Annotated in this window: 19 protein-coding genes; 17 read left to right on the forward strand and 2 right to left on the reverse strand. The window is 51.1% G+C overall.

Annotation, left to right across the window (positions count from 1 at the left end):
* Position 1: 1 nt before the first annotated feature.
* From B5E82_RS10635 to B5E82_RS10705, 15 genes are all read left to right on the forward strand, one after another.
* Entirely contained in the window at positions 2–1,498 is a 1,497-nt protein-coding gene (locus B5E82_RS10635; protein ID WP_087307528.1) for a sensor histidine kinase, read from the forward strand.
* Positions 1,491–3,083 (forward strand): helix-turn-helix domain-containing protein, encoded by a 1,593-nt coding sequence (locus B5E82_RS10640; RefSeq protein ID WP_087307529.1) that lies wholly within the window; start codon positions 1,491–1,493, stop codon positions 3,081–3,083. Before B5E82_RS10635 ends, B5E82_RS10640 begins: the two co-directional genes overlap by 8 nt.
* 65 nt (positions 3,084–3,148) lie before the next feature.
* Positions 3,149–4,153 carry a sugar ABC transporter substrate-binding protein gene (locus B5E82_RS10645; RefSeq protein ID WP_087307557.1) on the forward strand — a complete coding sequence of 335 codons (1,005 nt, stop codon included), beginning with the start codon at positions 3,149–3,151 and terminating at the stop codon, positions 4,151–4,153.
* Between the two features lie 178 nt (positions 4,154–4,331).
* Positions 4,332–5,489 carry a multiple monosaccharide ABC transporter substrate-binding protein gene (gene chvE, locus B5E82_RS10650; protein WP_087307530.1) on the forward strand — a complete coding sequence of 386 codons (1,158 nt, stop codon included), beginning with the start codon at positions 4,332–4,334 and terminating at the stop codon, positions 5,487–5,489.
* 119 nt (positions 5,490–5,608) lie between these two features.
* Positions 5,609–7,147 (forward strand): multiple monosaccharide ABC transporter ATP-binding protein, encoded by a 1,539-nt coding sequence (mmsA, locus tag B5E82_RS10655; RefSeq protein ID WP_087307531.1) that lies wholly within the window; start codon positions 5,609–5,611, stop codon positions 7,145–7,147.
* A gap of 3 nt (positions 7,148–7,150) precedes the next feature.
* The gene (gene mmsB, locus B5E82_RS10660) at positions 7,151–8,323 is read left to right on the forward strand and encodes a multiple monosaccharide ABC transporter permease (RefSeq protein ID WP_087307532.1); all 1,173 of its coding nucleotides are present in this window, start codon (positions 7,151–7,153) and stop codon (positions 8,321–8,323) included.
* A 99-nt stretch (positions 8,324–8,422) separates the two neighbouring features.
* Positions 8,423–9,040 (forward strand): DUF4867 family protein, encoded by a 618-nt coding sequence (locus B5E82_RS10665; protein WP_087307533.1) that lies wholly within the window; start codon positions 8,423–8,425, stop codon positions 9,038–9,040.
* A 12-nt stretch (positions 9,041–9,052) separates the two neighbouring features.
* A complete protein-coding gene (locus B5E82_RS10670) occupies positions 9,053–10,537 on the forward strand; it encodes an L-fucose/L-arabinose isomerase family protein (protein ID WP_087307534.1) in 1,485 nt (494 codons plus the stop codon).
* 143 nt (positions 10,538–10,680) lie between these two features.
* Positions 10,681–12,150, forward strand: a complete 1,470-nt coding sequence (xylB, locus tag B5E82_RS10675; RefSeq protein WP_087307535.1) for a xylulokinase — start codon at positions 10,681–10,683, stop codon at positions 12,148–12,150.
* Between the two features lie 105 nt (positions 12,151–12,255).
* Entirely contained in the window at positions 12,256–12,492 is a 237-nt protein-coding gene (locus tag B5E82_RS10680; RefSeq protein ID WP_087307558.1) for a small, acid-soluble spore protein, alpha/beta type, read from the forward strand.
* Positions 12,493–12,644: 152 nt separating this feature from the next.
* A complete protein-coding gene (locus tag B5E82_RS10685; RefSeq protein ID WP_087307536.1) occupies positions 12,645–13,739 on the forward strand; it encodes a hypothetical protein in 1,095 nt (364 codons plus the stop codon).
* A gap of 552 nt (positions 13,740–14,291) precedes the next feature.
* On the forward strand, positions 14,292–15,548 hold the full coding sequence (locus tag B5E82_RS10690; protein ID WP_087307559.1) for a saccharopine dehydrogenase family protein: 1,257 nt from the start codon (positions 14,292–14,294) through the stop codon (positions 15,546–15,548).
* Positions 15,549–15,800: 252 nt separating this feature from the next.
* The gene (locus tag B5E82_RS10695) at positions 15,801–17,588 is read left to right on the forward strand and encodes an aryl-sulfate sulfotransferase (protein ID WP_087307537.1); all 1,788 of its coding nucleotides are present in this window, start codon (positions 15,801–15,803) and stop codon (positions 17,586–17,588) included.
* 8 nt (positions 17,589–17,596) lie between these two features.
* On the forward strand, positions 17,597–18,184 hold the full coding sequence (locus B5E82_RS10700) for a TetR-like C-terminal domain-containing protein (protein ID WP_087307538.1): 588 nt from the start codon (positions 17,597–17,599) through the stop codon (positions 18,182–18,184).
* Positions 18,185–18,348: 164 nt separating this feature from the next.
* Positions 18,349–20,337: an oleate hydratase gene (locus B5E82_RS10705; protein WP_087307539.1), complete on the forward strand. Its 1,989-nt coding sequence runs from the start codon at positions 18,349–18,351 to the stop codon at positions 20,335–20,337.
* A gap of 137 nt (positions 20,338–20,474) precedes the next feature.
* On the opposite strand, the gene B5E82_RS18125 is transcribed toward B5E82_RS10705, so the two are convergent.
* A complete protein-coding gene (locus tag B5E82_RS18125; protein ID WP_162610762.1) occupies positions 20,475–20,636 on the reverse strand; it encodes a hypothetical protein in 162 nt (53 codons plus the stop codon).
* 53 nt (positions 20,637–20,689) lie between these two features.
* Between B5E82_RS18125 and B5E82_RS10710 the strand changes: the two genes are divergently transcribed.
* Both B5E82_RS10710 and B5E82_RS10715 read left to right on the forward strand, forming a co-directional pair.
* Positions 20,690–21,028: a metal-sensing transcriptional repressor gene (locus B5E82_RS10710; RefSeq protein WP_087307540.1), complete on the forward strand. Its 339-nt coding sequence runs from the start codon at positions 20,690–20,692 to the stop codon at positions 21,026–21,028.
* 774 nt (positions 21,029–21,802) lie between these two features.
* Positions 21,803–23,068, forward strand: a complete 1,266-nt coding sequence (locus tag B5E82_RS10715) for a peptidoglycan-binding protein (protein ID WP_087307541.1) — start codon at positions 21,803–21,805, stop codon at positions 23,066–23,068.
* Positions 23,069–23,154: 86 nt separating this feature from the next.
* On the opposite strand, the gene B5E82_RS10720 is transcribed toward B5E82_RS10715, so the two are convergent.
* On the reverse strand, positions 23,155–23,934 hold the full coding sequence (locus B5E82_RS10720) for a helix-turn-helix domain-containing protein (protein WP_087307542.1): 780 nt from the start codon (positions 23,932–23,934) through the stop codon (positions 23,155–23,157).
* Positions 23,935–24,621: the final 687 nt, after the last annotated feature.

Consider the following 24,621-nt stretch of genomic DNA (forward strand, 5'->3'; position numbering starts at 1 on the left):
CATGAAAATATGGGAATCTCTGTCCATTCGGGTGAAACTGACATCGGCCTTCCTGCTCACGCTTCTGATTCTGTTTTTTATCAATCTGTTTCTTTACATGAACGTCAATTCCATGCTGGAGCGGGTCAATGAGGTCTATCAGAGCAACAGCAGACTGAACGAGCTTTCCGAGACTCTGGAAAAGGTGCAGAACAGTATGACGGAGTATCTGAGCGTAAAAAGCACGGATACCCTGGATGCCTATTATCAGAACTGCCAGGAGCTGAACCGTCAGCTGCAGGAGCTGAACGAGGAAATCTGCGGCAATGAAATACTGATGATGGAGCGGAATATCCGGAGGATGACGGCGGAATATCTGGAAGTGACGGACGAGGCCATGCAGGCCAAGCGCGGACGCAACATCGAGAGGTACGGCCAGAAGTATGAGGAGGCTTCTCAGAAATTTGAATATATCAACGACTGGATTTACAGTCTGAACAACATGCGGTTTGAGATCAACACGGACAGCTATCTGACGCTGGTGGGAAGCTTACGGATCTTTGAACGGTTCAGCCTGGTAATCCTGGTCCTGGCGGGAATTGCCAATGGATTTCTCATCTATGTGCTGGCGAGAAACATTACCGGGCCGCTGACGGCGCTGGCCGGGACGGCCAATCAGGTGGCCGGCGGCCGGCTGGACGTGGAGCTGCTGCAGGCCCGCGGCCAGGATGAGGTGGCGGTCGTGACAGGAGCCTTCAACCAGATGATCGAGAGTATCCGGCTCAATCTGGAGCGGACCAGGGAGAACATGGAGAAGGAAGCAGCCATGAAGGAAAAGCAGCTGATGATGGAAAGCCATCTGAAAGACGCCCAGCTCAAATACCTTCAGGCGCAGATCAATCCGCATTTTCTTTTTAATACCCTGAATGCGGGCGCTCAGCTTGCCATGATGGAGGGCGCGGAGAAGACCTGCCTTTTCGTGGAGAATATGGCGGATTTCTTCCGTTATAACGTAAAGAAGATCAATCAGGAGGCTACCCTCCGGGAAGAGCTGGAGCTGGTGGACAGTTATCTGTATATCATGAATGTACGCTTCGGCGGGGAGATTCATTTCAGCAGCAGAGTGGACGAGGAACTTCTGAATGTGAAAGTTCCCAGCATGATTCTGCAGCCCATCGTGGAAAATGCCGTCAGTTACGGTATCCGGGGCATCGAATGGGAAGGATGGATTTTTCTGACGGCAGGCCGGGAGGATGGAAGAATCCGGGTCTCTATCCGGGATAACGGAGCAGGCATGAGCCGGGAAAAGATCCGGGAAGTCATGGAAGGAAAGGTGCAGGAGACGGATCTTTCCAGAAATTCCACGGGAATCGGCCTGGGCAATGTGATTAGCCGTCTCCGTCTGTATTACAATACAGAACATGTGCTGGAGATACGGAGCGAAGGAGAAAACAGGGGAACAGAAGTCATTCTGTATCTGCCTGATCTGGATACGGGGGAGGGAGAAGAAGATGTATAAGATTATGCTGGCGGATGACGAAGGGATCGTAATTGATTCGCTGACCTTTATTATCCGGCAGAATTTCGGGGAAAACTGCGAGATTGCTTCGGCGAAAACAGGGCGGAGCGTCATAGAGCTGGCTGAGAGCTTCCGTCCGGATATTGCATTCATGGATATTCAGATGCCCGGAATCAACGGAATCGAGGCCATGAAGGAGATCAAGAAAAACAATTCCAATACCATTTTTATTGTGATGTCTGCCTATGACAAGTTTGATTATGCCAAGGAAGCCATCAATCTGGGGGTTCTGGATTATCTGAATAAGCCTGTAAACCAGAAGAAGATAGTAAGCGTGCTTCAGAAAGCCATGGATCTCATAGACGCGAGAAGAGAAAAGCGCAGCAGAGATCTGGAGATCAAGGAAAAACTGGAATTCGTAGTTCCCGTGATTGAGCAGGGCTTTGTCATGGCGGGGCTTCTGCAGGAGGGGGAGACCTCGGGGATCGAGAACTACCGGGAGCTTCTGGGCATGACGGAGCATAATATGTTCACGCTGGTGCTGGAGTTCGGGGAGGAGATCGAGGACGAGAAGATGACGAACCCTGTGGGGACGGGAGTGCGCCTGCAGAGCTTTTATTCCCGAATCCGGGATATCATCAAGGACTATTACCACTGCTTTATCGGGCCGCTGATGACCAATCGTCTGGTCTGCTGCGTTCCCACCGAGATGGAGCAGGGAGATTACGACAGCAGGGTACGGGACGTGGAGCGCTGCCGCCAGATGCAGAAAAAAATTTCAGAGTATACGGGACTTACCTGCCGCATTGGTATCGGAAGCATTCTTCCGCCGGAGAAGATGGAGGAGTCCTACCGGGACGCCCAGAAGGCTCTGGAGACAGGAAAGGGAAGCGTGGCCCACTGCAGGGATCTGCCGGTTTTCTGCGAGTACGAGCCGGATTACCCCCTTCATCTGGAAAACCGGTTATTCGACTGCATCAAGGCCGGAAAAGTTCAGGAATCCAAGGAGGCGGCAAAGGTTTACTTTAACTGGATGGAGGAGACCCAGAAGGAGTATGAGCCGAATATCCGTCTGAAGGCGCTGGAGTTTGTGCTTTTTATGGAGTATGTCGCCTATAAAAGCGGCGGCCTGGTGTACCGCTTCCGTGACAGGGCGGAATATCTGGAACTGATTGAAAAGGAAGATCTGGGAAAGGTACGTGCCTGGTTTATTCAGAAGACCGAGGCCGCGGCGGGAAATGTGGCGGGACAGAAAAAGGAGTATTCCAGCGAGGCCATTGAGAGGGCGCAGAAGTACATACGGCAGAATTACCGGAAAGATCTGTCTCTGGAAGAGATGTCCCGGCAGATGGATATGAGCCCCTATTACTTCAGTAAGCTGTTCAAAGAAGTGACAGGTTCCAATTTCGTGGAATATGTGACGGGCGTGCGCATGGAGCGCGCCAGAGAGCTGCTTACAGAGGGCAGAAAGAGTATCAAACAGATTTGCGCTGAGATTGGCTACAGTGATCCCAATTATTTCAGCCGTATCTTTAAAAAATACGAAGGCTGCACGCCGACAGAGTTCAGGGAGGGGAAGGTGTGAAACAGAGAAGCAGAGTGGCGAAAAGACGGCGGACTGTCCCTGCGGCAGCAGCGCTTTTTATCCTGATGGTCCTGTGCTTTCTGCCTGCCTGCGGTTCCCGGAAGACGGAAGAACAGGTTCCGGTGCAGGAAGAGGAGGACAGAATTCAGATAGGCCTTTCCTTTGACTCCTTCGTCATTGAACGGTGGCAGAGGGACCGGGATGCCTTTGTGGCCCGGGCTGCGGAGCTTGGGGCGGACGTGAATGTGCAGAATGCCAACGGAGATGTGGAAGAGCAGATCGCCCAGATTGAATATCTGATAGAGAAAAAGATGGATGTCATAGCCATCGTAGCTGTGGATTCCCAGAGGCTGTCGGATGTGGTGGCGAAGGCGAAACGGGAAGGCATCCGGATTATTGCCTATGACCGCCTGATTACAGATGCAGGGGCGGATCTGTACATCAGCTTTGACAATGAGCGCATCGGCCAGATGATGGGGGAAAGCATTGCGGCAAACACGCCGGCTGGCGGAAAAGTCTTTATGATGTGCGGCTCCCCGGAGGATAACAACGTGTCGCTGGTGGAAAAGGGATTCCGCAGCGTCATGGACAGGACGGATCTGGAGATTGTGGAAACAGCCTATGCCGACAACTGGCTGGCGGAGCTCGGCTATACGGCTGTGGGAGAGTATCTGGACGGCGGCGGAGAGCTGGACGCGGTCATGTGCGGAAATGATGACGTGGCAAGCCAGGTCATTAAGGCGTTATCTGAGAGGCGGCTTGCAGGGGAGGTCTGCGTGGTAGGGCAGGACGCGGAGCTTGGGGCCTGTCAGCGTATCGTGGAGGGCACTCAGACTATGACGGTCTACAAATCCATCGAGAAGCTGGCCATGCGGGCCGCGGAGAGCGCGGTGGCCCTGGCCCGGGACGGAGAGGTCAAGACAGGCGGAACCTATTTTGACGGAACCTGGGATGTGCCCTATATCGGCCTGGAGCCTGTGGCAGTGACAGAGAATAATATGCAGGTGATCATTGACGACGGCTATCATCTGGAAGAGGATATTTATCTGAATGTGAACCGGGAGGAATGAATCAGGAGCAGGACAGGACAATTTTGTTCTGTCCTGTGTTTTTTGCAAAAAAGTGCTAATAGTTTGTTTAATGAATAAACTAACTGACAAGAATTTCAAGTATCTGGACAACTATTTGCTAGAGGGTGCGTGTTATAGTTTTCTTATCAAAAAAACATCTTCAAAGGGAGGAAAAATCATGAAGAGAAAATTCTTAAGCGTGCTTCTTGCAGGCGCTCTCGCAGTCTCCATGCTGGCTGGCTGCGGCGGAGGAAATGACGCGGCGGAGACCACGACCGAAACGACAGACACGGCAGAGACGGATGCCGCAGAGACAGATACGGCAGACGCAGACGCCGCAGAGACGGACGCTTCCGCAGGCGGACTCATCGGTGTATCCATGCCGACACAGGACCTTCAGAGATGGAACCAGGACGGCTCCAACATGAAGGCTGAGCTGGAGGCAGCAGGCTATACGGTAGAGCTTCAGTACGCTTCCAACGACATCGCAACTCAGGTATCCCAGATTGAGACCATGATTACCAACGGATGCGAGCTTCTCGTTATCGCTTCCATCGACGGTGATTCCCTTGGAACCGTTCTGGCTCAGGCAAAGGAGCAGGGCATTCCGGTTATCGCTTACGACCGTCTGATTATGAACTCTGACGCTGTCAGCTACTATGCAACCTTTGACAACTATCTGGTAGGCCAGACACAGGGACAGTACATCGTAGACGCCCTTGACCTGGACAACGCTGAGGGACCGTTCAACATGGAAATCGTTACCGGTGACCCGGGCGATAACAACGTAAACTACTTCTACGGCGGCGCTATGGACGTTCTGCAGCCCTACATCGACGCTGGCAAGCTGGTAGTTCCCTCCGGACAGATTGCGAAGGAAGAAGTTGCAACTGCCAACTGGGCTACAGAGACCGCTCAGTCCAGATTTGAGAATATCCTGTCTTCCTACTATGCAGACGGAACACAGCTTGACGTGGTTCTGGCTTCCAACGACTCCACAGCTCTGGGTGTTGCGAATGCTCTGGCATCCAATTACACCGGCGAGTACCCGATCCTGACTGGTCAGGACTGTGATATCGCAAATGTGAAGAATATCGTTGACGGAAAGCAGTCCATGTCCGTATTCAAGGATACAAGAACTCTGGCAAGCCAGGTTGTAAAGATGGTAGAAGCCGTTATGCAGGGCGGCGAGGCTGAGGTAAACGATACCGAGACCTACGACAACGGAACAGGTGTTATCCCGTCCTATCTGTGCGAGCCGGTTATCGTGGATTCTTCCAACTATCAGGAACTGCTGATTGACTCCGGATACTATACAGAGGCAGATCTTCAGTAATTATCATGGAACAGTAAGGATTGCAGGCGGGGCAGAACTGCCCCGCCTGTTTTGAGAAAAGGACGGCTGCGCTTAGGATTTGGAGCGGCCGGACTGCTGCAAGGCAGGGAGGGGTTCACTTGGCAAAGATTTTGCTTGAAATGAAAAATATTACCAAAACATTCCCTGGTGTCAAAGCACTGGATAATGTAAATCTCCAGGTAGAAGAAGGAGAGATCCATGCCCTGGTCGGTGAGAACGGGGCGGGAAAATCTACCCTGATGAATGTCTTAAGCGGTATCTATCCGTACGGCACTTATGAGGGCGATATTATTTATAACGGCGAAGTATGCAAGTTTTCAAAAATCAAGGACAGTGAGGAGAAAGGAATCGTCATCATCCATCAGGAACTGGCGCTGATTCCCTATATGACCATCGGGGAAAATATGTTCCTCGGCAATGAACGTGGAAAAAAGGCCGCCATCGACTGGAACGAGACGTATGGTCAGGCGGATGTGCATTTAAAGACGGTAGGACTGAAAGAATCCTCCAGAACACTGGTGAAGGATATCGGAGTGGGCAAGCAGCAGCTTGTGGAGATTGCGAAGGCTCTGGCAAAGAACGCGAAACTTCTGATTCTGGATGAGCCGACAGCCTCCCTGAACGAGACAGACTCTCAGGCTCTGCTGGATCTGCTTCTGAAATTTAAGAAGGAAGGCATGACCTGTATCATCATCTCCCATAAGCTGAATGAGGTGGCTTATGTGGCGGACAAGATCACCGTCATCCGCGACGGCGCTACCATTGAGACGCTGGTGAAGGGTGTGGATGAATTTTCAGAGGAGCGGATTATCAAGGGCATGGTTGGCCGTGAGATTGCGGACCGTTTTCCGAAGAGGCCGGGCGTGCAGATCGGAGAGGTCAATCTGGAGGTACAGAACTGGACCGTATACCATCCGCTGTATTCTGAGCGTAAGGTAGTAGACAACGTTTCCATCAAGGTACATAAGGGAGAGGTGGTAGGAATCTCCGGACTGATGGGCGCGGGCCGTACCGAGCTTGCCATGAGTATTTTCGGAAAGAGCTATGGAACGAATATTTCCGGAAAGCTGTTTATCAACGGCGAGGAAGTCCATCTGAAAAACGAGAGAGACGCCATCGACCACAAACTGGCTTATGTGACAGAAGACCGCAAGGGCAACGGATTGATTCTGTCCAATCCCATCAAGACCAATACGACCCTGGCCAATATGGCAGGCGTGTCCAGCCACGGCATCATCGACAAGGATAAGGAGTATGCCGTAGCGGAGGAATACAGGGAAAAGCTGAAGACAAAATGCCCGACGGTGGAGCAGAATGTGGGAAATCTTTCCGGAGGAAACCAGCAGAAGGTACTGCTGGCCAAGTGGATGTTCGCGGACCCGGACGTGCTGATTCTCGACGAGCCGACGCGGGGCATCGACGTGGGCGCCAAATACGAGATTTACTGCATCATCAATGAGCTGGCGGCGGCAGGAAAATCCGTTATCATGATTTCCTCGGAGCTGCCGGAGGTTCTCGGCATGAGCGACCGGATCTATGTCATGAATGAGGGAAGGATCGTGGGCGAGCTCTCCCATGAGGAGGCGACCCAGGAGGTCATCATGTCCTGTATTTTGAAGTCGAGCAAAGGAGAGTAGACAATGAGTAAGACAAGTGTTATGGAATTTGTAAAAAAATATACGATGATTCTGGTGCTGATTCTGGTGACTGCCTTCTTTGCATGGCAGACAGACGGAAAGATTCTTCTTCCCCAGAACATCAATAACCTGATCGCGCAGAACGCGTACGTGTTCGTACTGGCCACAGGTATGCTGCTCTGTATCCTGACAGGAGGAAACATCGACCTGTCGGTTGGTTCTGTAGTATGTTTTGTAGGTGCGGTGGGCGCTACCATGATGGAGACCTATGAAATGAACATGTGGGTATCCATTCTGGTAATGCTGCTGGTAGGCCTTGTAATCGGCGCATGGCAGGGATTCTGGATCGCGTTTGTGCGGATTCCTCCGTTCATCACGACCCTGTCCGGTATGCTGGTATTCCGCGGACTTTCCAACGTGGTGCTCAACGGTATGACCGTCTCCATCACGAACCAGACCTTTATCCGGATCTTCGGCGGCGGCGCAGACTGCTATGTGCCTGACTTTTTCGGTGGAAACGGATTCAACATTACCTGTATGCTGGCCGGCGTTATCGCCTGCGTGATTTACGCCCTGCTTACCTTCCGCGGCTATTTCGCCAGAAAGAAGAAAGGCTACGAGACAGGCTCCTTCAACGCCATGCTGGCAAAAGTAGTTGTACTCTGCGCGGTTCTTCTGTGGTTCACTTACAACCTGTCTCTGCACAAGGGTATTCCGGCGGCTCTGATCTGGGTGATTATCGTGGTCCTGATTTATGGATACATCACTTCCATGACCACCACAGGACGTTATTTCTACGCGGTAGGCGGCAACGAGAAGGCCACCAAGCTTTCCGGTATCAATACAGATAAGGTATACTTTATCGCGTATACCAACATGGGACTGCTGGCGGCTCTGGCAGGTATGCTGACGATTGCACGTATGACCTCCGCGCAGCCCACTTACGGACAGAACTACGAGATGGACGCCATCGGTTCCTGTTTCATCGGCGGCGCTTCCGCTTACGGCGGAATCGGAACGGTTCCCGGCGTTATCGTCGGAGCTGTACTGATGGGCGTTATCAACCTGGGTATGTCCATCATGGGCGTAGACGCCAACTATCAGAGAGTGGTAAAGGGCCTTGTGCTTCTGGCAGCGGTTATCTTTGACGTAGTTTCCAAGAGAAAAAATCAGTAGGGGTACTGTTTAAAATGTCTATAAATCCGGGCCCGGTCTCCGGGTCCGGTTATCCCGGAACCGGGATAATTTCAGCGGCGAAAAGGAGGAGGAAAAACCATGAAAAAGGTGACAGATCCGGAATTCCGGAAATACGGAAGGGTTCTGGACATCAAAATCCCTGATTTGCTGGAGCGCCTGGGAAAGACGCCGGTGACAGAGGGGGTAGTCTATGTGGCATCCGAACCGGAGCTGGAGGCCTGCGCGGAATTGGAAGCCATCCAGAACAGTGTATTTGGAGGCCTGCCCATTCAGATCGGCTACTGCAACGGACATAACGATACGCTGAATGCCATCGAGTATCACCGCTGCTCTGAGATCAATGTGGCATATCAGGGCGCGGTCCTGATGGTGGGAAGCCAGCAGGATATCGCGGATGATTTTACCTATGACACCGGAAAGATGGAGCTTTTTGAGGTTCCGGCCGGCTGCGCGGTGGAGCTCTACGCGACGACTCTCCACTATGCGCCCTGCAGCCTTGGACAGGAAGGCTTTCAGGTAGCCATCATTCTGGTAAAGGGCACCAATGAGGCCATGCCGGAGGTGACGGGAGCGATTGCGGAAGACCGCCTGATGACGGCGCGCAATAAATGGCTGATCGCCCACGAAGAGTCCGGCCTTGGGGCGGACGGAGCCTTCGTCGGCTTGACAGGAAAAAACTTAAAAACTAATATATAAGGAGGACTTACTATGATAAACATACCGTCTGTAAAAGTGGGAATTGTAGCCGTAAGCCGCGACTGCTTCCCGGAATCTCTTTCTGTGAACCGCAGAAAAGCTCTGGTGGAGGCTTATGCGCAGAAGTATGACGCGGCGGATATCTACGAGTGTCCCGTATGTATCGTAGAGAGCGAGATTCATATGGTGCAGGCCCTTGAGGACGTGAAAAAGGCCGGCTGTGACGCCCTTGTGGTATATCTTGGAAACTTCGGACCGGAGATTTCCGAGACCCTGCTCGCAAAGCATTTCGACGGCCCGGTGATGTTCGTGGCAGCCGCAGAGGAGACCGGAAAGGATCTGGTACAGGGACGCGGCGACGCGTACTGCGGCATGCTGAACGCAAGCTACAACCTGAAGCTGCGCAATGTACGCGCTTATATTCCGGAGTATCCGGTGGGAACAGCAGAAGAATGTGCAGATATGATCCATGAGTTCCTTCCGATTGCGAGAGCCCTCGTGGGACTGTCCAGCCTGAAGATCATCAGCTTTGGACCGAGACCATTGAACTTCCTGGCCTGCAACGCCCCGATCAAGCAGCTTTACAACCTGGGCGTGGAGATCGAGGAAAACTCTGAGCTCGATCTGTTTGAAGCCTTCAATAAGCATGAGGGAGACCCGAGAATCCCGGATGTGGTAAAGGATATGGAGGCAGAGCTGGGAGAGGGCAATCAGAAGCCGCAGATCCTTACGAAGCTGGCTCAGTATGAGCTGACGCTCCTTGACTGGGTAGAAGAGCATAAGGGCTACCGCAAATACGTGGCCATCGCCGGAAAGTGCTGGCCCGCATTCCAGACCCAGTTCGGCTTCGTACCCTGCTATGTAAACAGCCGTCTGACAGGCCGGGGAATCCCCGTATCCTGCGAAGTGGATATCTACGGCGCTTTGAGCGAGTTCATCGGAACCTGCGTAAGCCAGGATGCCGTGACGCTGCTTGACATCAACAACACCGTTCCGGCTGATATCTACAACGAGGATATCGCAGGAAAATTCCCGTATACCCAGAAGGATACCTTCATGGGCTTCCACTGCGGCAACACCTGCTCCGGCAAGCTGACCTCCTGCTCCATGAAGTATCAGATGATCATGGCAAGAAGCCTTCCGGAAGAGGTAACCCAGGGAACTCTGGAGGGAGACATTGTTCCGGGCGACATTACATTCTTCCGCCTGCAGAGCACGGCAGACTGCAAGCTCCGCGCATACGTGGCACAGGGCGAGGTGCTTCCGGTAGCGACACGGTCCTTCGGAGCCATCGGTATCTTTGCGATTCCCGAGATGGGACGCTTCTACCGCCACGTGCTGGTAGAGAAGAACTATCCGCATCACGGAGCTGTGGCCTTCGGACATTATGGAAAGGCACTCTATGAGGTATTCAAATATCTGGGAGTGGAGCCGGAGGAGATCGGCTTCAATCAGCCGAAGGGAATGCGGTATCCCACCGAGAATCCCTTTGCGTAAGGGATACATAACTGATATTGGTATGTTTTCATATATCCGGCGCGCCGGGGACTGAAAGGGTTCCCGGTCCGCCGGCAATAGGGCCTGTGCAGGGGTGTACAGGCCTGTTTAAAATTGCATGAGCAATCACAGGAGGAAAGTATATGCTGTATGTAGGAATTGATCTGGGTACTTCCGCCGTGAAGCTGCTTCTGATGGACGGAACGGGAAAAATACAGAAGATCGTGTCAAAGGAGTATCCGCTGTATTTCCCCCATCCCGGCTGGTCGGAGCAGAATCCGGAGGACTGGTATAACCAGAGCATGGAAGGGTTAAAAGAGCTTCTCGCAGACTGCGACAGGTCCCAGGTGGCCGGAATCAGCTTCGGCGGCCAGATGCACGGCCTTGTGATTCTGGATAAGGAGGATCAGGTGATCCGCCCGGCCATTCTCTGGAACGACGGCCGCACCGGCGAGGAGACCGATTACCTGAACCACGTTATCGGTAAGGATAAACTGTCCGCTTATACGGCGAACATCGCCTTTGCGGGCTTTACCGCCCCGAAACTTCTCTGGGTGAAAAAGCATGAGCCGGAGAACTTCGAAAAGATAGAAAAAATCATGCTGCCCAAGGATTATCTGGCTTACCGTTTAAGCGGAACCTTCTGCACAGACGTATCGGACGCTTCCGGTATGCTGCTCTTTGACGTGGAGCACAAGTGCTGGTCAAAGGAAATGATGGAAATCTGCGGCGTGAAGGAAAACCAGCTGGCGCAGATTTTTGAGAGCTATGAGGCGGTCGGTACCCTGAAGCCGGAGCTTGCAAAAGAGCTCGGCCTGTCTGAGAACGTAAAAATCGCGGCGGGAGCCGGGGACAACGCGGCGGCAGCCGTGGGAACGGGAACCGTCGGAGACGGGGCCTGCAATATTTCCCTTGGAACCTCGGGCACGATTTTCATTTCCAGCGAGAAATTCGGCGTGGATGAGAACAACGCCCTTCATTCCTTCGCCCACGCGGACGGACACTACCATCTGATGGGCTGTATGCTCAGCGCGGCGTCCTGCAATAAATGGTGGATGGACGAAATACTGCGCACAAAGGATTACAGCGGCGAGCAGAAGGACATCCAGGTAAAGGAGCTTGGAAAGAATCACGTATTCTTCCTGCCCTATCTGATGGGAGAGCGCAGCCCCCACAACGATCCGAATGTACGCGGCACCTTCATCGGCATGAGCATGGATACCACCAGGGAAGACATGACCCAGGCGGTGCTGGAAGGCGTAGTCTTCGGTCTGCGGGATTCTTTTGAGGTGGCAAAGTCTCTGGGAATCCACATCGAACGCACGAAGATCTGCGGAGGTGGAGCCAAGAGCCCGCTGTGGCGCCAGATGGTAGCGGATATCCTGAATATCAAGGTAGATATTCCCGAGAGCGAGGAAGGTCCTGCCATGGGCGGAGCCATGCTGGCAGCCGTGGCCTGCGGAGAATACGCGAGCGTGGAAGAAGCAGCCGCGAAGATTGTGAAAGTAGTGGATACCGTAGAGCCCATCCCGGAGAACGCGGCACGCTACGAGGAACAGTATCAGAAGTTCCGGAAGGTGTATCCGGCGGTGAAGGCGCTGTTTCCGATGTAGGGGAAGGCAGGGAAAGTTCTTCCCCGGGAAAACTGTATAGATTTGCATAAAATGGCCATACTCCTTTTAGCGTAAAAAACAGCAGAAAGGGGTATGGTTTTTATTATGGCCAAAAAGAAAAAAATAGATCTGAGAAATCTGGAGCCGGAGGAACAGCTCAAATATGAGATTGCCGGAGAGCTGGGACTTCTGGACAAGGTTATGTCGGAGGGCTGGAAATCTCTTTCAGCCAAGGAGACGGGCCGCATCGGGGGCCTGATGACAAAGAAAAAGAAAGAGATGAAAGAGAAGCTTCAGAAGGAAGAGGAGGAGAGGGAAAGCCTGATGGAAGAACTGCTGTGAGAACGGCTGCGGGAACTGATTCGGGAGCCGGAAGAGAAGCTGTTTTCGCAGGACTGTCTCCAGGAGAAATAAAAATTGTAGAATGCCTGCAAATATACTATAATACCTTATGAACAGACATTTGGAAGTATAGTTAAAAGGAGAGCGCAGGCATGTATTTGATGGCAAAAGATATCCCTGTTCTGAAAATCGATAAGGGAAGGTGCAGGGTTCTGGAAAAGGAGCTTCTGCCATTCAGTTTGAGAAAGGATCGCGTGGCCCTGGAAGATTTTTATGGGATGTGGATCAGCAACCGGGCCATGGAGCTGTCCCGTACCAACGGGAAAATGATCCTGAATTCCCTCAGGGTCTCCCAGACGAATGATTTCAGAATCTGTATGGCCTGCCATGGCTTAAGCCTGTCGGATATGTACTGGCTGCGGGAAGAAGAGGAAGAGCTGACCTGGGACGAAGTCAATCTCTTTCAGAATGATATTTCAAAGGGAATGGCCTCGACGGCCCTTGTGGGAGATGTACTGCATGAGCATGGAAAAATTCATACGCCGGAGCTGACCACTCAGGGACAGGCTGCCAAGGCCTGGGTCAGAAGGGACGGGAATCTGTATCTGTATAAAATAGGGAAAAAAGAGCTGGCAGCGTCTGTTATTCTGGACGCCCTTGGCTTTTCTCATGTGCCCTATCGGAAAGTGGAAGGCGGAGAGCTGGAAGAGGTAGTTTCACCGGAAAGAAAGCAGAGAATTCTGGACTGGGATGAACGGGTGGTAAAATGCAGACTGATCGCGTCGCAGGAATATTCCATGGTGAACTTTGAAGATTTTCAGATGTACTGCCAGTACGAAGGAAAAAATGTATACGAAGAGGTGCTCCGTCTGGACAGGAGACATTATCTGGAGATGCAGACGGCAGATTATATACTCAATAATATTGACAGACATGGGGCAAACTGGGGCTTTTTCATGGACAATGCCACCGGAAGGCTTACGGGACTTTATCCGCTGCTGGATCACGATCAGGCGTTTTCTGATGTGGAAGGCATGCTTTCTCAGACCACAGAGGAGAGATTTGATCTGGAGACGGCGGCCCTGCTGGCGGAGACAGAGCTTCATTCAGAGCTGGAAGCGGTACTCCGGCTTGACTGTCCGGAGGGCATCGGTGAAAAAAGGTGGAATCAGGTAAAAGAAAGGACCAGAAGACTTCGGGAAAGGCTAGCGTCGGCGTACAAGGGGCAATACGCCTCAGCCCTGTAAATTAGCCTGTTTTCTGCGTTATCCTCAGTTAGCGTACAGGGCGTACGCGGAGTGAAAGTAACGTAGCAGGGGCGCAAATTCAGCCATTTTTGACCGTATTGTCCCTTGGTACACCGACGCTGGACAGCCTGGAAACATAAAAATCCGGTTGTATTTTTGCCTTCTGGCTGGTATAATAACGATAATTTCATAATTCCGGCAGAGGATAACCCTAGAGACTTCCGGGGGAATGCAGCAGCATATGTATTCAGAGGGAGCGCCGAAGAAGCAAACGAAGGAACTCATCATTCCCGAGTGGAAACTGACAGGCAAAAGGAAGGTTATCCGACGGAACTCTGGAGAGAGCGGCAGAATCAACAGGTAAGAACGGACGAACGGATTTTACCGGAAGTATGCCGCCGCCTACGTGGCTATAACCAACTGGTAAAAGGACAGAGAGACAGATGGAAAGCATCTGTTTCCCTGTCCTTTTTGATTTCCGCGGCCACGGCGGGCAGGGGCGCGCCCTGCCCGCCGGCCGCGGAGGGACACAGCAGGAAAGGAGAAAATGTTATGAGGATGATGCTGGTCGGCGCAGGAGCTGTGGGAGAATGTATACTGAAAGTACTGAAAGAGCGCGGGGCGAAAGGCAGATGGCTTTCTTATGTCCTGATAGCAGATTACGACGGGAAGCGGGCAGAAGAGGTGCAAAGACACCTGGAGGCTGAAAGGAGCGGGATTGTTTTTGCCAGCGCCTGCGTGGACGCGCATGACAGAAAGGAGCTTGTCCGGCTCATGCAGGAGCACCGGATCGATTTTGTGATGGATGCGGCCTCACCTTTTGTGAGCAACTGCATTTTTGACGCTGCCTATGAAGCCGGAGCCGATTATGCCAGCATGGGAACCTGGTCCGTTCCGAAAGAGCATCCGGCGTTTGGAACAGGCTTTGAGGGCAGTTATCTGGAGCCTATGACGAAATACAATTTCGACCGGCATGAGGCATGGAAAGAAAAAGGACAGATGGCCTGCATCTGTCTTGGCATCGATCCGGGCGTGGTCAATGTCTTCGCGAAGTATGCGGCGGAATATCTCTTTGACGAGCTTTACGAAGTACATATCAAAGACGGCGGCAACCTGACGCCTCCGGAAAGTGAGAAAAACGATATTTTATTCGGCTTCAATCCCTGGACCGTGCTGGATGAGGTTATGAACCCAAACGCAGAGTGGGACAGGGAAAAAGGCTTCCTGATTGAGGATGCTTTTGCGGGCGAGGAAGAATTCCGGATGCCGGAGCCTTTCGGCATGAACCGTCTTGTGAAGGTAGAACATGAAGAGGTGGTTACGCTGCCCCGTTATCTCGGGCAATACGGCCTCCGAAAAGCAAGCTTTAAAATTGCGCTGGACGAGAACCTTCTGAATGCCCTGAAGGTCATTGACAGGCTGGGGCTTCGGAGTCTCCGCCCCGTCGAGGTAGACGGAGTCCGGGTGATCCCCAGAGACGTGGTGGCGGCCTGCGCGCCGAAACCCCAGGATATCGGCGCAGATATGACGGGCGGTATGTGTGTGGGAGCACACTGCATCGGTGTGAAGGATGGAAAGCGCAGAGAATATTTTATCTATCAGCCTTTTGACAATGAGGACGCGCTGCAAAAATTCGGAATGCAGGCGGTAGTGGCCCAGACAGGATTCGGCGCGGCCCTTGGAATTGAGCTGATTGCCAGAGGAATCTGGAGAGATACCGGTGTCTTTTCACCCGAATATTTTCCATCCCGTCCTTTTATGGAGCTGATGAAAGAAACAGGACTTGCGTATGGCATAGAAGAGCGGTAAAATAAGTCTGTATCTGAGAAAAATTTTCCCTGAATTTTCATTCCTTTCCACAGGCGGCGGAACTGAGATGTATGTGCGCTTCTGCCGCCCGGGGGAACAAGAATATTTTACATATATTTTATAAATGCTTCACAGGAAAAACATAATGATCTGATTTACTGAAATGGAAAATTCTGCGCCGGAGATGGAGCCAGGACAGAGGCCGTCTGCGGCGGTGAATAAAAAAGATTTATGCAGTGAAAAGGAGAAAGGATGAAAAGCGAAGAAGGCAAAAAAGGGAAAAGGGTCAAAAAGAAGATTCTCATTGTGCTGGCTGTGCTGCTGGTGCTGATTGCGGCAGTCCCGGCGATTGCCATGTACGTGGGAAAGTCTTTTACGGCACAGGAGACAGTCGTTCGTACAGACTGGACTACCGACGTGGGGGAAGTTTTTGATCAGGATGCAGAGCATCAGATCGAGTACGCTCAGGCCGAGCTGGGTGACAGCATCCGCGTTCTGCAGCTTGTCCCCACGGATATTGAGGAGGAAGGGTTTACCTACTACGATACAGCGGTGCAGGGTCGGTTGGAGGGAGCGCTGGAAAATCTGAAAAACACAGAAACTATGGACTGGACAGCTAAGACTCCGCTTGCAGTGCTCAATCCCTACGGAACGGGAAGCAATGGACTGTATCTGTATTTTGAGACAGACCGGGAGACCCAGGTCAGCTATACGATTCATGTGGAAGACGAGAGCATTTCCGACTATACGGCGACGGCAGACAATCAGGATGGAAATGCTTACAGCCGTACCCATGAATTTCAGATTATCGGCCTGGTGCCGGGTATGACCAATGAAGTTACGCTGACCGTCACAGGTTCCTGGGGCAATGTACGGCAGGTTGTTCATTTTACGGTAGATATGCCGGAGACCCAGTCCGGATATCCGACACGCCTGGAATATACCGACGGGACTTCGGAGGAAGAGCCTGCGGATGGTCTGTACGCGATGATGCGCATCAATGGATATCTGGGCTACAGCTTTTTCTTTGATAACGAAGGCGTTCTCCGGTATGAGATGGTGCTGGAAGGATATGGGCCGGACAGGATCTTGTTTGACGGCGATACCATTATTACCTGCGTATCAAATGGAAAACTCGCGCGCCTGAATGGGCTGGGACAGGTAGAGCAGGTCTATGATCTGGGAGAATATGCCCTTCATCATGACATAGGATTCGGACAGGATGGGGAAATTCTGGCTCTGGCAGAGCTGGAGGGTTCAGAAAATGTAGAGGATTTGCTGATTTCCATCGATATGGAGAGCGGAGAGGTCACACAGCTTATCGATTTCAAAGAGGCCATGTCCGGATATTATGAGATGACCCGCCCGATTTCGGCTACAGACGATTTCTTCTGGCAGGCCGGAGAATGGGACTGGATTCATCTGAACAGCCTTCAGTACATGGAAGAGGATGACAGCCTGATCGTATCGTCGAGAGAGACTTCTACGATCATCAAGCTGAAGAATATCCATGGGGACACAGAACTTGACTGGCTGGCAGGAGACAGCCGTTTCTGGGATGATACGCCGTACGCAGATTACTGTCTGGAACAGGAAGGAGATTTCGTGCCCCAGTACGGCCAGCATTGTGTGGAATATCTCTATGACGGAGATGAGGAAGACGTCTATTACCTGGCTATATACAATAACAACTACTGGTCTCTGAACAGCCGGGATGATTTTGATTTGGAACTTGCAGACAGCGTCGGGACAGATTTGTATGGTCTGGGAGATGAGACAAGCCAGGTCTACGTTTATAAGATCGATGAGAATAACGGCACCTTTGCGCTGGACTCTTCCTTTGACGTTCCCTATTCCAGTATCGTTTCAAACGGTTCCGTATACGGAGACAGCGGACACTGGGTTGTTAACAGCGGAGTGTCCAAGGTCTTTGGAGAATATGGCGCGGAAGGAAACCTGATCCGGGAATTTTCATATGAGTGTGACATGCAGAATTACCGGACGTTCAAGTATGATTTTACAGGATTCTGGTTTGAATAAATAAGGGTATGGCAAATTCGACAAAGCAGGAGCTGGAGGAGGCTCTGAAAAAACAGCTTTTAAAAAAGCCTCTGGATAAAATTACGATACACGATCTGACAGAAGAGTGCGGCATCAGCCGGATGGCCTTCTATTATCATTTTAAGGATATTTATGATCTGATTGAATGGACCTGCCTGGAGGACGCGAGAAAGGCGCTTCAGGGGAAAAAGACCTATGACACCTGGCAGGAAGGGCTCCTTCAGATCTTTGAGGCTGTACTTGAAAATAAACCCTTTATCCTGAATGCGTACCGCTGTATCGGACGGGAGCAGATAGAGAATTTCCTGTTTCAGCTCACGTATGATTTAATCCGGGGCGTCGTAGAGGAAAAAGCGGAGACAGCAGAGATTTCAGAGGAGGACAGACGCTTCATCGCAGAGTTTTATAAGTACAGCTTTGTAGGAATTATGCTGGACTGGATTCGCCGGGGAATGAAAGAGGACTATCAGGAACTGGTAAGAAAGATAAGCCTGACTCTCCGGGGAAATATACAAAATTCCATTGACAATTTTGTACAGGGCAGGCAGAGCAGCCCGGGCAGGACCGGGATATAGCAGAAAAATTTTATCAAAACAGGACGGATGATAAGTTTTTTATCATCCGTCCTGTTTTGTAAATGGATTGTAACGCGCCGCCGGGTTAAGATAATCCTGTACAGATGAAGTACAGCGGAATGATGTGGAAAATAAATTTAAAATTGGAAAGGCGGTTAGTGGAAATGTCAAAAAAGAATACCAGACTGGCAGTTATATCAGCAGTCGCCGCAGGCGCGGGAGCCGCGGCAGTAATTGCGAAAAAATCCAGAAACAGGAAGACGGAAGAAGAGCGTGGAAAATCCGGAAAATCCGGAGAACCCGGAGAAAGCGGAAGCTTCCGGAATACAGAGCTGGGGAAGCAGAAAAAGAACAGCAGGGGAATCTATTACAGCAAAGGAAATTATGAGGCTTTTGCAAGACCCGAGAAGCCGGAAGGGGTAGAAGAAAAGAGCGCTTACATTGTTGGCAGCGGACTGGCTTCCCTGGCGGCGGCCTGCTTTCTGGTCAGAGACGGACAGATGCCGGGGTCTCATATTCATATTCTGGAAGCCATGGATGTGGCGGGAGGCGCCTGTGATGGAATTTTCGATCCGGGACGCGGCTATGTCATGCGGGGCGGCAGAGAGATGGAGGATCATTTTGAGTGCCTCTGGGATCTGTTCCGCAGCATTCCGTCCCTGGAGAAGCCGGAGGCCTCTGTGCTGGACGAATTTTACTGGCTGAATAAGCATGATCCGAATTACTCTCTGTGCAGGGCCACCGTAAACAGAGGAGAGGATGCCCATACGGACGGAAGGTTTAATCTGAGCCAGAAAGGGTGCATGGAGATAGTAAAGCTGTTTATGACAAAGGATGAAGATCTGTATGACAAGACGATAGAGGATGTCTTTGACGAAGAGGTATTTGAGTCCACATTCTGGCTTTACTGGCGAACCATGTTTGCCTTTGAAAACTGGCACAGCGCTCTGGAAATGAAACTGTATTTTCAGAGATTTCTCCATCATATCGCCGGTCTTCCGGATTTCAGCGCTCTGAAATTCACGAGATATAATCAGTATGAATCACTGATTCTGCCCATGCAGAAATATCTGGAGGAAGCGGGGGTAGATTTTCAGTTTCATACGGAAGTGACCAACGTCATTTTTGACATAAAAGATGGAAAAAAGACAGCAAGGATGATTGAGTGCAGGGTGAAAGGCGTGGAGACAGGCATTTCCCTGACAGAAAACGATCTGGTGTTTGTCACAAACGGAAGCTGTACGGAAGGCACCATTTACGGGGACCAGAATCATGCGCCCAACGGAGACGCGGAGGTACGGACCAGCGGATGCTGGAACCTGTGGAAAAACATCGCGAAACAGGACGCTGTCTTTGGCCGGCCGGAAAAATTCTGCTCTGATGTCACAAAGACCAACTGGGAATCAGCTACCGTGACAACACTGGATGACAGGATTCTTCCGTATATCACCAACATCTGCAAACGTGACCCGAGAAGCGGGCAGGTAGTGACGGGCGGAATCGTGAGCTGCAAGGATTCCAGCTGGCTTATGAGCTGGACGATCAACCGGCAGGGACAGTTTAAGGAGCAGGAGCCGGAAAAAGTATGTGTCTGGGTATACGGTCTTTTTACGGACGTACCGGGAGATTATGTGAAGAAGCCCATGCGGGAATGTACGGGAAAGGAAATTACGGAGGAATGGCTCTACCATATCGGTGTCCCGGAGGCAGAGATTCCCGAACTGGCGGAGCACAGCGCAGTGTGCGTGCCGACTATGATGCCCTATATCACAGCCTTTTTCATGCCCCGGACAAAGGGAGACCGGCCGGATGTGATTCCGGATGGCTGCGTGAACTTTGCTTTTCTCGGACAGTTCGCGGAGACACCCAGAGATACGGTATTTACGACGGAATACTCGGTAAGGACAGCTATGGAAGCAGTGTACGGTCTGCTGGGCGTGGACCGGGGTGTACCGGAGGTATGGGGCAGTGTCTACGATATCCGGGAACTGCTCAGAAGCTCCGTGTGCCTGATGGATGGCAAATCCCCGCTGGAAATAGAACTCCCCGGTCCGCTGAACGCGTTGAAAAAGCCGCTGCTGAAGCTGGTAAAAGGAACCGTAATAGAGAAAGTCCTCAGAGAGCAGGGGGTGCTGAAGGATTCTATGCTGTAATATGCAGAGCCAAAAATATTTTACGGACATAATCAAATATACCACTGCGGGGTTTGCAAATATGCCTGTAAATATACGCCTGCAAATATAAAAAACAGCGCTAAAAAACATCCCCGTGGGGCGGATTGTCTTTTGCTTCACTCCATGGTATAATACCGGAAGGTATTATACCGCGCCGCATGGCATCCCCCGGAGGGGCCATGTCCGAAGGACATGGTATAATACCGGAAGGTATTATACCGCGCCGCATGGCATCCCCCGGAGGGGCCATGTCCGAAGGACATGGTATACGGAAACACATCAGTCCGGTGCCTTCCGGAACAAAAAGGACATAGAAAGTGACAGGAAATCTATGAGTGAAGAAAGACATACCCATACTGCTCCGGACGGAACAGTGTATGAACATACCCACGAGCATAATCATACTCACACCCATACAAATACGAAAGCGGTACTGAACCGTCTTTCCCGGGCAATTGGTCATATGGAGTCCATCAAGCGGATGGTAGAGGACGGCCGGGACTGCAGCGAAGTGCTGGTTCAGCTTTCGGCAGTGAAGGCAGCCATCAATAATACGGCAAAGGTGATTTTAAAAGATCACATCGAGCACTGCCTGGTGGACGCGGTGGAGAGCGGCGATCATGAAGCCATCGAGGAATTGACGGCAGCTATCGACCGCTTTATGAAATAGGAATCCCCTTTGGATTCTGCTGGGAAATGTAATGTAATTGAGTAATGGAGCAATGGACTAATTGAATCAAGAATGTTTGGAGCAAAATGAGGCTGCGAAAAAAGCACAGCCTAAAACAAAGAAGGACCATGGGCCAAAATAAGCCCAAGGTCCTTTTTGCGTTAAAATTAACTTGCGATGATAATTATTAACAAAAACAATCTATAGACATAAATATGCGATGTCATATGAGAGGGACTTGTGCACTGATTTGGTGCGGTGCTCCCTCTCCTTTTATATGACAGAGAGATCGAGGCAGAAAAAGACTATTGAGGGCAAGGGAGAGGCACCAGGTAATGGGCTTTGTTTGGTAAATAATATATTCAAAAATGGGGTGGGAGTAAATAAAAGGATCTCTTGACCTTCCGAACGGAGAAAGGAGAAACATGTAGACAAGAAAACTGGCTGTGGCAGGGAATGGCAGTCTATCCGGTAACATCCTGATAACAGCCCTGGAGAGAGGTGGTGTGTTTTCACAACTTTTTCCGGAGCAGGGAAAACAGGCCCGGTAGAATAAAAGGCAACAGTTCCGATTATAAAATTGTGTCAGACTGCATGCTGTTAAAATTCAACATGGAGTCGGTGTACCGAGAAGTGTTCTTTCTTTAGGGGTTCTGAGCTAAAAAACAGAGAACGGAACAGTTTGTATGAGCGATATTTGTTTATTATAAAAAGAGATTTTTTGCTTCTATCCGCATATATTGTAAGGAAAACCTGAATTTTAAAGGGGAACGTATGCGCAGTTTTTCCATAAAAGCCATGCAGACAGACCGGCCGGATGAAGGACGCCTGAAAATTCACGTCACGGCGGCCTCGGGGGGCACGCCGATTTCCGGAGCGAGGATAACGGTTTCTTATACAGGGGAGCCGGATCGGCAGCTTGAGGAGGTGACCACAGACAGCTCCGGCAATACAGAGGAGCTGGAGCTTGCCGCGCCGCCGCTGGAGTACAGCATAGAGCCCAGTGAGGAGCAGCCCTATTCGGAATATACACTTTCCATCACTGCCCCGGGCTTTGAACCGGTGGAAGTGGTAGGGGCTGAGATTCTTCCGGAGGTAACCGCCCTGCAGGAGATACAGATGATTCCGGAGCAGGGAGAAGAATATGAGAGGTTCGTGATTCCGGCCCATACGTTATTTGGGGATTATCCGCCGAAAATCGCGGAGGCGGAGATTAAGCCCACCAATGAGACCGGAGAGATTGTCTTAAGCCGGGTGGTAGTGCCGGAGTTTGTGATTGTACACGACGGGGTGCCTACTGACAGCACGGCGGTCAATTACTGGGTCCGCTACCGGGATTATATCAAGAATGTGGCCAGCAGCGAAATCTATGCCACCTGGACGGACGCGGCAATCCGGGCCAATGTGCTGGCGATCATGTCATTTACACTGAATCGGGTATATACCGAATGGTATAGGAACAAAGGCTATGATTTTACCATCACTTCCTCCACAGCCTTTGACCACAAGTGGATTCATAACAGAAATATTTATGAGAACATATCCAGGATTGTGGACGAAATGTTTGGAAACTATCTGTCCCGGCCGAATGTAAAGCAGCCCATTCTCACCCAGTACTGTGACGGCCGCAGGGTGACCTGCCCCAACTGGATGAGCCAGTGGGGAAGTCAGGCCCTGGGAGAACAGGGCTACAGCGCCATCCAGATTCTGCGGAATTATTACGGGGAATCTATTTATATCAACACAGCGGAAGAGATCTCGGGAGTGCCCTATTCCTGGCCGGGAAATAATCTGAGCGAAGGCTCACGGGGACAGAAGGTGCTGCAGCTTCAGGAGCAGCTGAATCGGATAGCAAAGGCGTATCCGGCTATGCCCACGATTTCCGAGGATGGAATCTATGGGCCTGCCACAGCCAGTTCCGTGCGGACCTTCCAGTCCATCTTCGGCCTGCCTCAGACCGGCATCGTAGATTATCCTACCTGGTATAAGGTATCGGAGATCTATGTGGCCGTGTCCAGAATTGCCGAACTGAATCCGTGAGAAGCCCATGGAAAGTCTATAAGAAACAGAGACGTAAAGCGGAAAGGCCAGGAAATTCATAAGACTCCGGCCTTTTGGCTTTACGTTCAGGCATTCGCAGAAGGTTTATTCTTTTTGCGCCGGAAGGAAAAGTGTTTTCCCGATCCGTTCCATAATATGATGCCTCCCAGAAGCCATGGAAGATAGAACAGGAAGGAGGAACGGAGTGCATAGGTGTGGATCAGGAAAAGACCGCTGTAATTCATGAGAAAATCCGGGAAAAGAGAAGAACTGTCACTGCTGAAGAAACCGGAATAATCAGGTGAACGAAAGGCGGGCAGGTATTGCAAATCCTGATACACAATATCTGCGAGGAAAGGAAATATACTGAAAAAATACAGCATTATCAGAAAAAGTGCCGCCCAGAAAACGACAGTTACCCAGCGGCCGGAAAGCGCGCGGGTTCGCATCCATACTTTTCCGAATTGTGCCAGGCTCCATCCCAGCAAAAGAAGAATCAGCGGAATCAGAAGCAGGCGCATACAGAATAAGGGAGAAGATATATATAAGCTCATCTGCAGACTCCTTGCCCGGGGAACCGCAAACAGATAAAAAAGCACCAGAACCATCAGAACTGCTCCGGCAGCGGCAAGCCGCCGGACATCCTTTCTGCGCTCAGCCATATCCGAAGTGCCGAAAATCAGAACAGTCACATCTGTCTGAAATACTTCAGCAATTTTCAGCAGCATATCAATATCGGGGTTGGATTTTCCGGTCTCATAATGGGAGACAGTTTGACGGCTCACAAAGAGCCTTTCGGCCAGCTCATCCTGAGTCATATGTTTTTGAATCCGAAGATGCCGGATATTTTTTCCCACGTCAGCCATGATACCCCTCCTCTTACCAGCAATTTTTTGATGACAAAGTTTTTTCTGCTTACAGTGTATATCAGAAAGCGTGGAAAGTCACGCAAAGATCCTTTGCGGGACAGGTTTTGGTCTTTAAAAATGATACAATTCCATATTCCGGTTATTCAAATGGCAGAAGCGGCTGCCGGGGCGCTGAGGGATGAGAAATTTTCCGGTTCAGAGGAGGGTTGAAAAATGTCTTGCACATCTGCCATTCCGGGGTTATAATTTCTTTGGAAATAGAATACGGTTAATTCTTCAGGGCAGGGTGACCGGTCCGCAATTATGCAGTACCTGTTTTGGAAACGGCTGAAAAGCCGCGGCCAGCAGAGAACCGCAGAAAGCGCAGAACCGGAATTCCCGACCGGCGGTAAAGTCCGCGACCCGCCTTTGGGCGGCTGAACCGGTGAGCGCGCAGTACATACAGGAAAGAAAAGGATGCAGCAGAATTCCGGTACCGACAGTAAAGTCTGGATGAGAGAAGAAAACGAAGCTTTTTTTTGCTTTGCTTTTTTGCCCTGAGCAGGATGTACGCTCAGGGTTTTTGTATTTGCCGGAAAAGGAGAGTTTCTCAAGATGCGGCGTCAATACAGTTGAAGAATTGCCCTTTCTGTATCCTGCAGCGGAAAACTGCGGAATTTATCGGATTACTGAAAGGAGAAATGC

This window comes from Lachnoclostridium sp. An138 (assembly GCF_002160765.1).
In the GTDB taxonomy this organism is placed as follows: domain Bacteria; phylum Bacillota; class Clostridia; order Lachnospirales; family Lachnospiraceae; genus Laedolimicola; species Laedolimicola faecalis.

What these genes read in the sequence shown, in the direction of transcription:
- B5E82_RS10635 (WP_087307528.1), top strand. Translation starts at nt 2, where the DNA reads ATGAAAATATGGGAATCTCTGTCCATTCGGGTGAAACTGACATCGGCC.
- B5E82_RS10640 (WP_087307529.1), top strand. Translation starts at nt 1,491, where the DNA reads ATGTATAAGATTATGCTGGCGGATGACGAAGGGATCGTAATTGATTCG.
- B5E82_RS10645 (WP_087307557.1), top strand. Translation starts at nt 3,149, where the DNA reads ATGGTCCTGTGCTTTCTGCCTGCCTGCGGTTCCCGGAAGACGGAAGAA.
- chvE (WP_087307530.1), top strand. Translation starts at nt 4,332, where the DNA reads ATGAAGAGAAAATTCTTAAGCGTGCTTCTTGCAGGCGCTCTCGCAGTC.
- mmsB (WP_087307532.1), top strand. Translation starts at nt 7,151, where the DNA reads ATGAGTAAGACAAGTGTTATGGAATTTGTAAAAAAATATACGATGATT.
- B5E82_RS10665 (WP_087307533.1), top strand. Translation starts at nt 8,423, where the DNA reads ATGAAAAAGGTGACAGATCCGGAATTCCGGAAATACGGAAGGGTTCTG.
- B5E82_RS10670 (WP_087307534.1), top strand. Translation starts at nt 9,053, where the DNA reads ATGATAAACATACCGTCTGTAAAAGTGGGAATTGTAGCCGTAAGCCGC.
- xylB (WP_087307535.1), top strand. Translation starts at nt 10,681, where the DNA reads ATGCTGTATGTAGGAATTGATCTGGGTACTTCCGCCGTGAAGCTGCTT.
- B5E82_RS10680 (WP_087307558.1), top strand. Translation starts at nt 12,256, where the DNA reads ATGGCCAAAAAGAAAAAAATAGATCTGAGAAATCTGGAGCCGGAGGAA.
- B5E82_RS10685 (WP_087307536.1), top strand. Translation starts at nt 12,645, where the DNA reads ATGTATTTGATGGCAAAAGATATCCCTGTTCTGAAAATCGATAAGGGA.
- B5E82_RS10690 (WP_087307559.1), top strand. Translation starts at nt 14,292, where the DNA reads ATGAGGATGATGCTGGTCGGCGCAGGAGCTGTGGGAGAATGTATACTG.
- B5E82_RS10695 (WP_087307537.1), top strand. Translation starts at nt 15,801, where the DNA reads ATGAAAAGCGAAGAAGGCAAAAAAGGGAAAAGGGTCAAAAAGAAGATT.
- B5E82_RS10700 (WP_087307538.1), top strand. Translation starts at nt 17,597, where the DNA reads ATGGCAAATTCGACAAAGCAGGAGCTGGAGGAGGCTCTGAAAAAACAG.
- B5E82_RS10705 (WP_087307539.1), top strand. Translation starts at nt 18,349, where the DNA reads ATGTCAAAAAAGAATACCAGACTGGCAGTTATATCAGCAGTCGCCGCA.
- B5E82_RS10710 (WP_087307540.1), top strand. Translation starts at nt 20,690, where the DNA reads ATGAGTGAAGAAAGACATACCCATACTGCTCCGGACGGAACAGTGTAT.
- B5E82_RS10715 (WP_087307541.1), top strand. Translation starts at nt 21,803, where the DNA reads ATGCGCAGTTTTTCCATAAAAGCCATGCAGACAGACCGGCCGGATGAA.
- B5E82_RS10720 (WP_087307542.1), bottom strand. Translation starts at nt 23,934, where the DNA reads ATGGCTGACGTGGGAAAAAATATCCGGCATCTTCGGATTCAAAAACAT.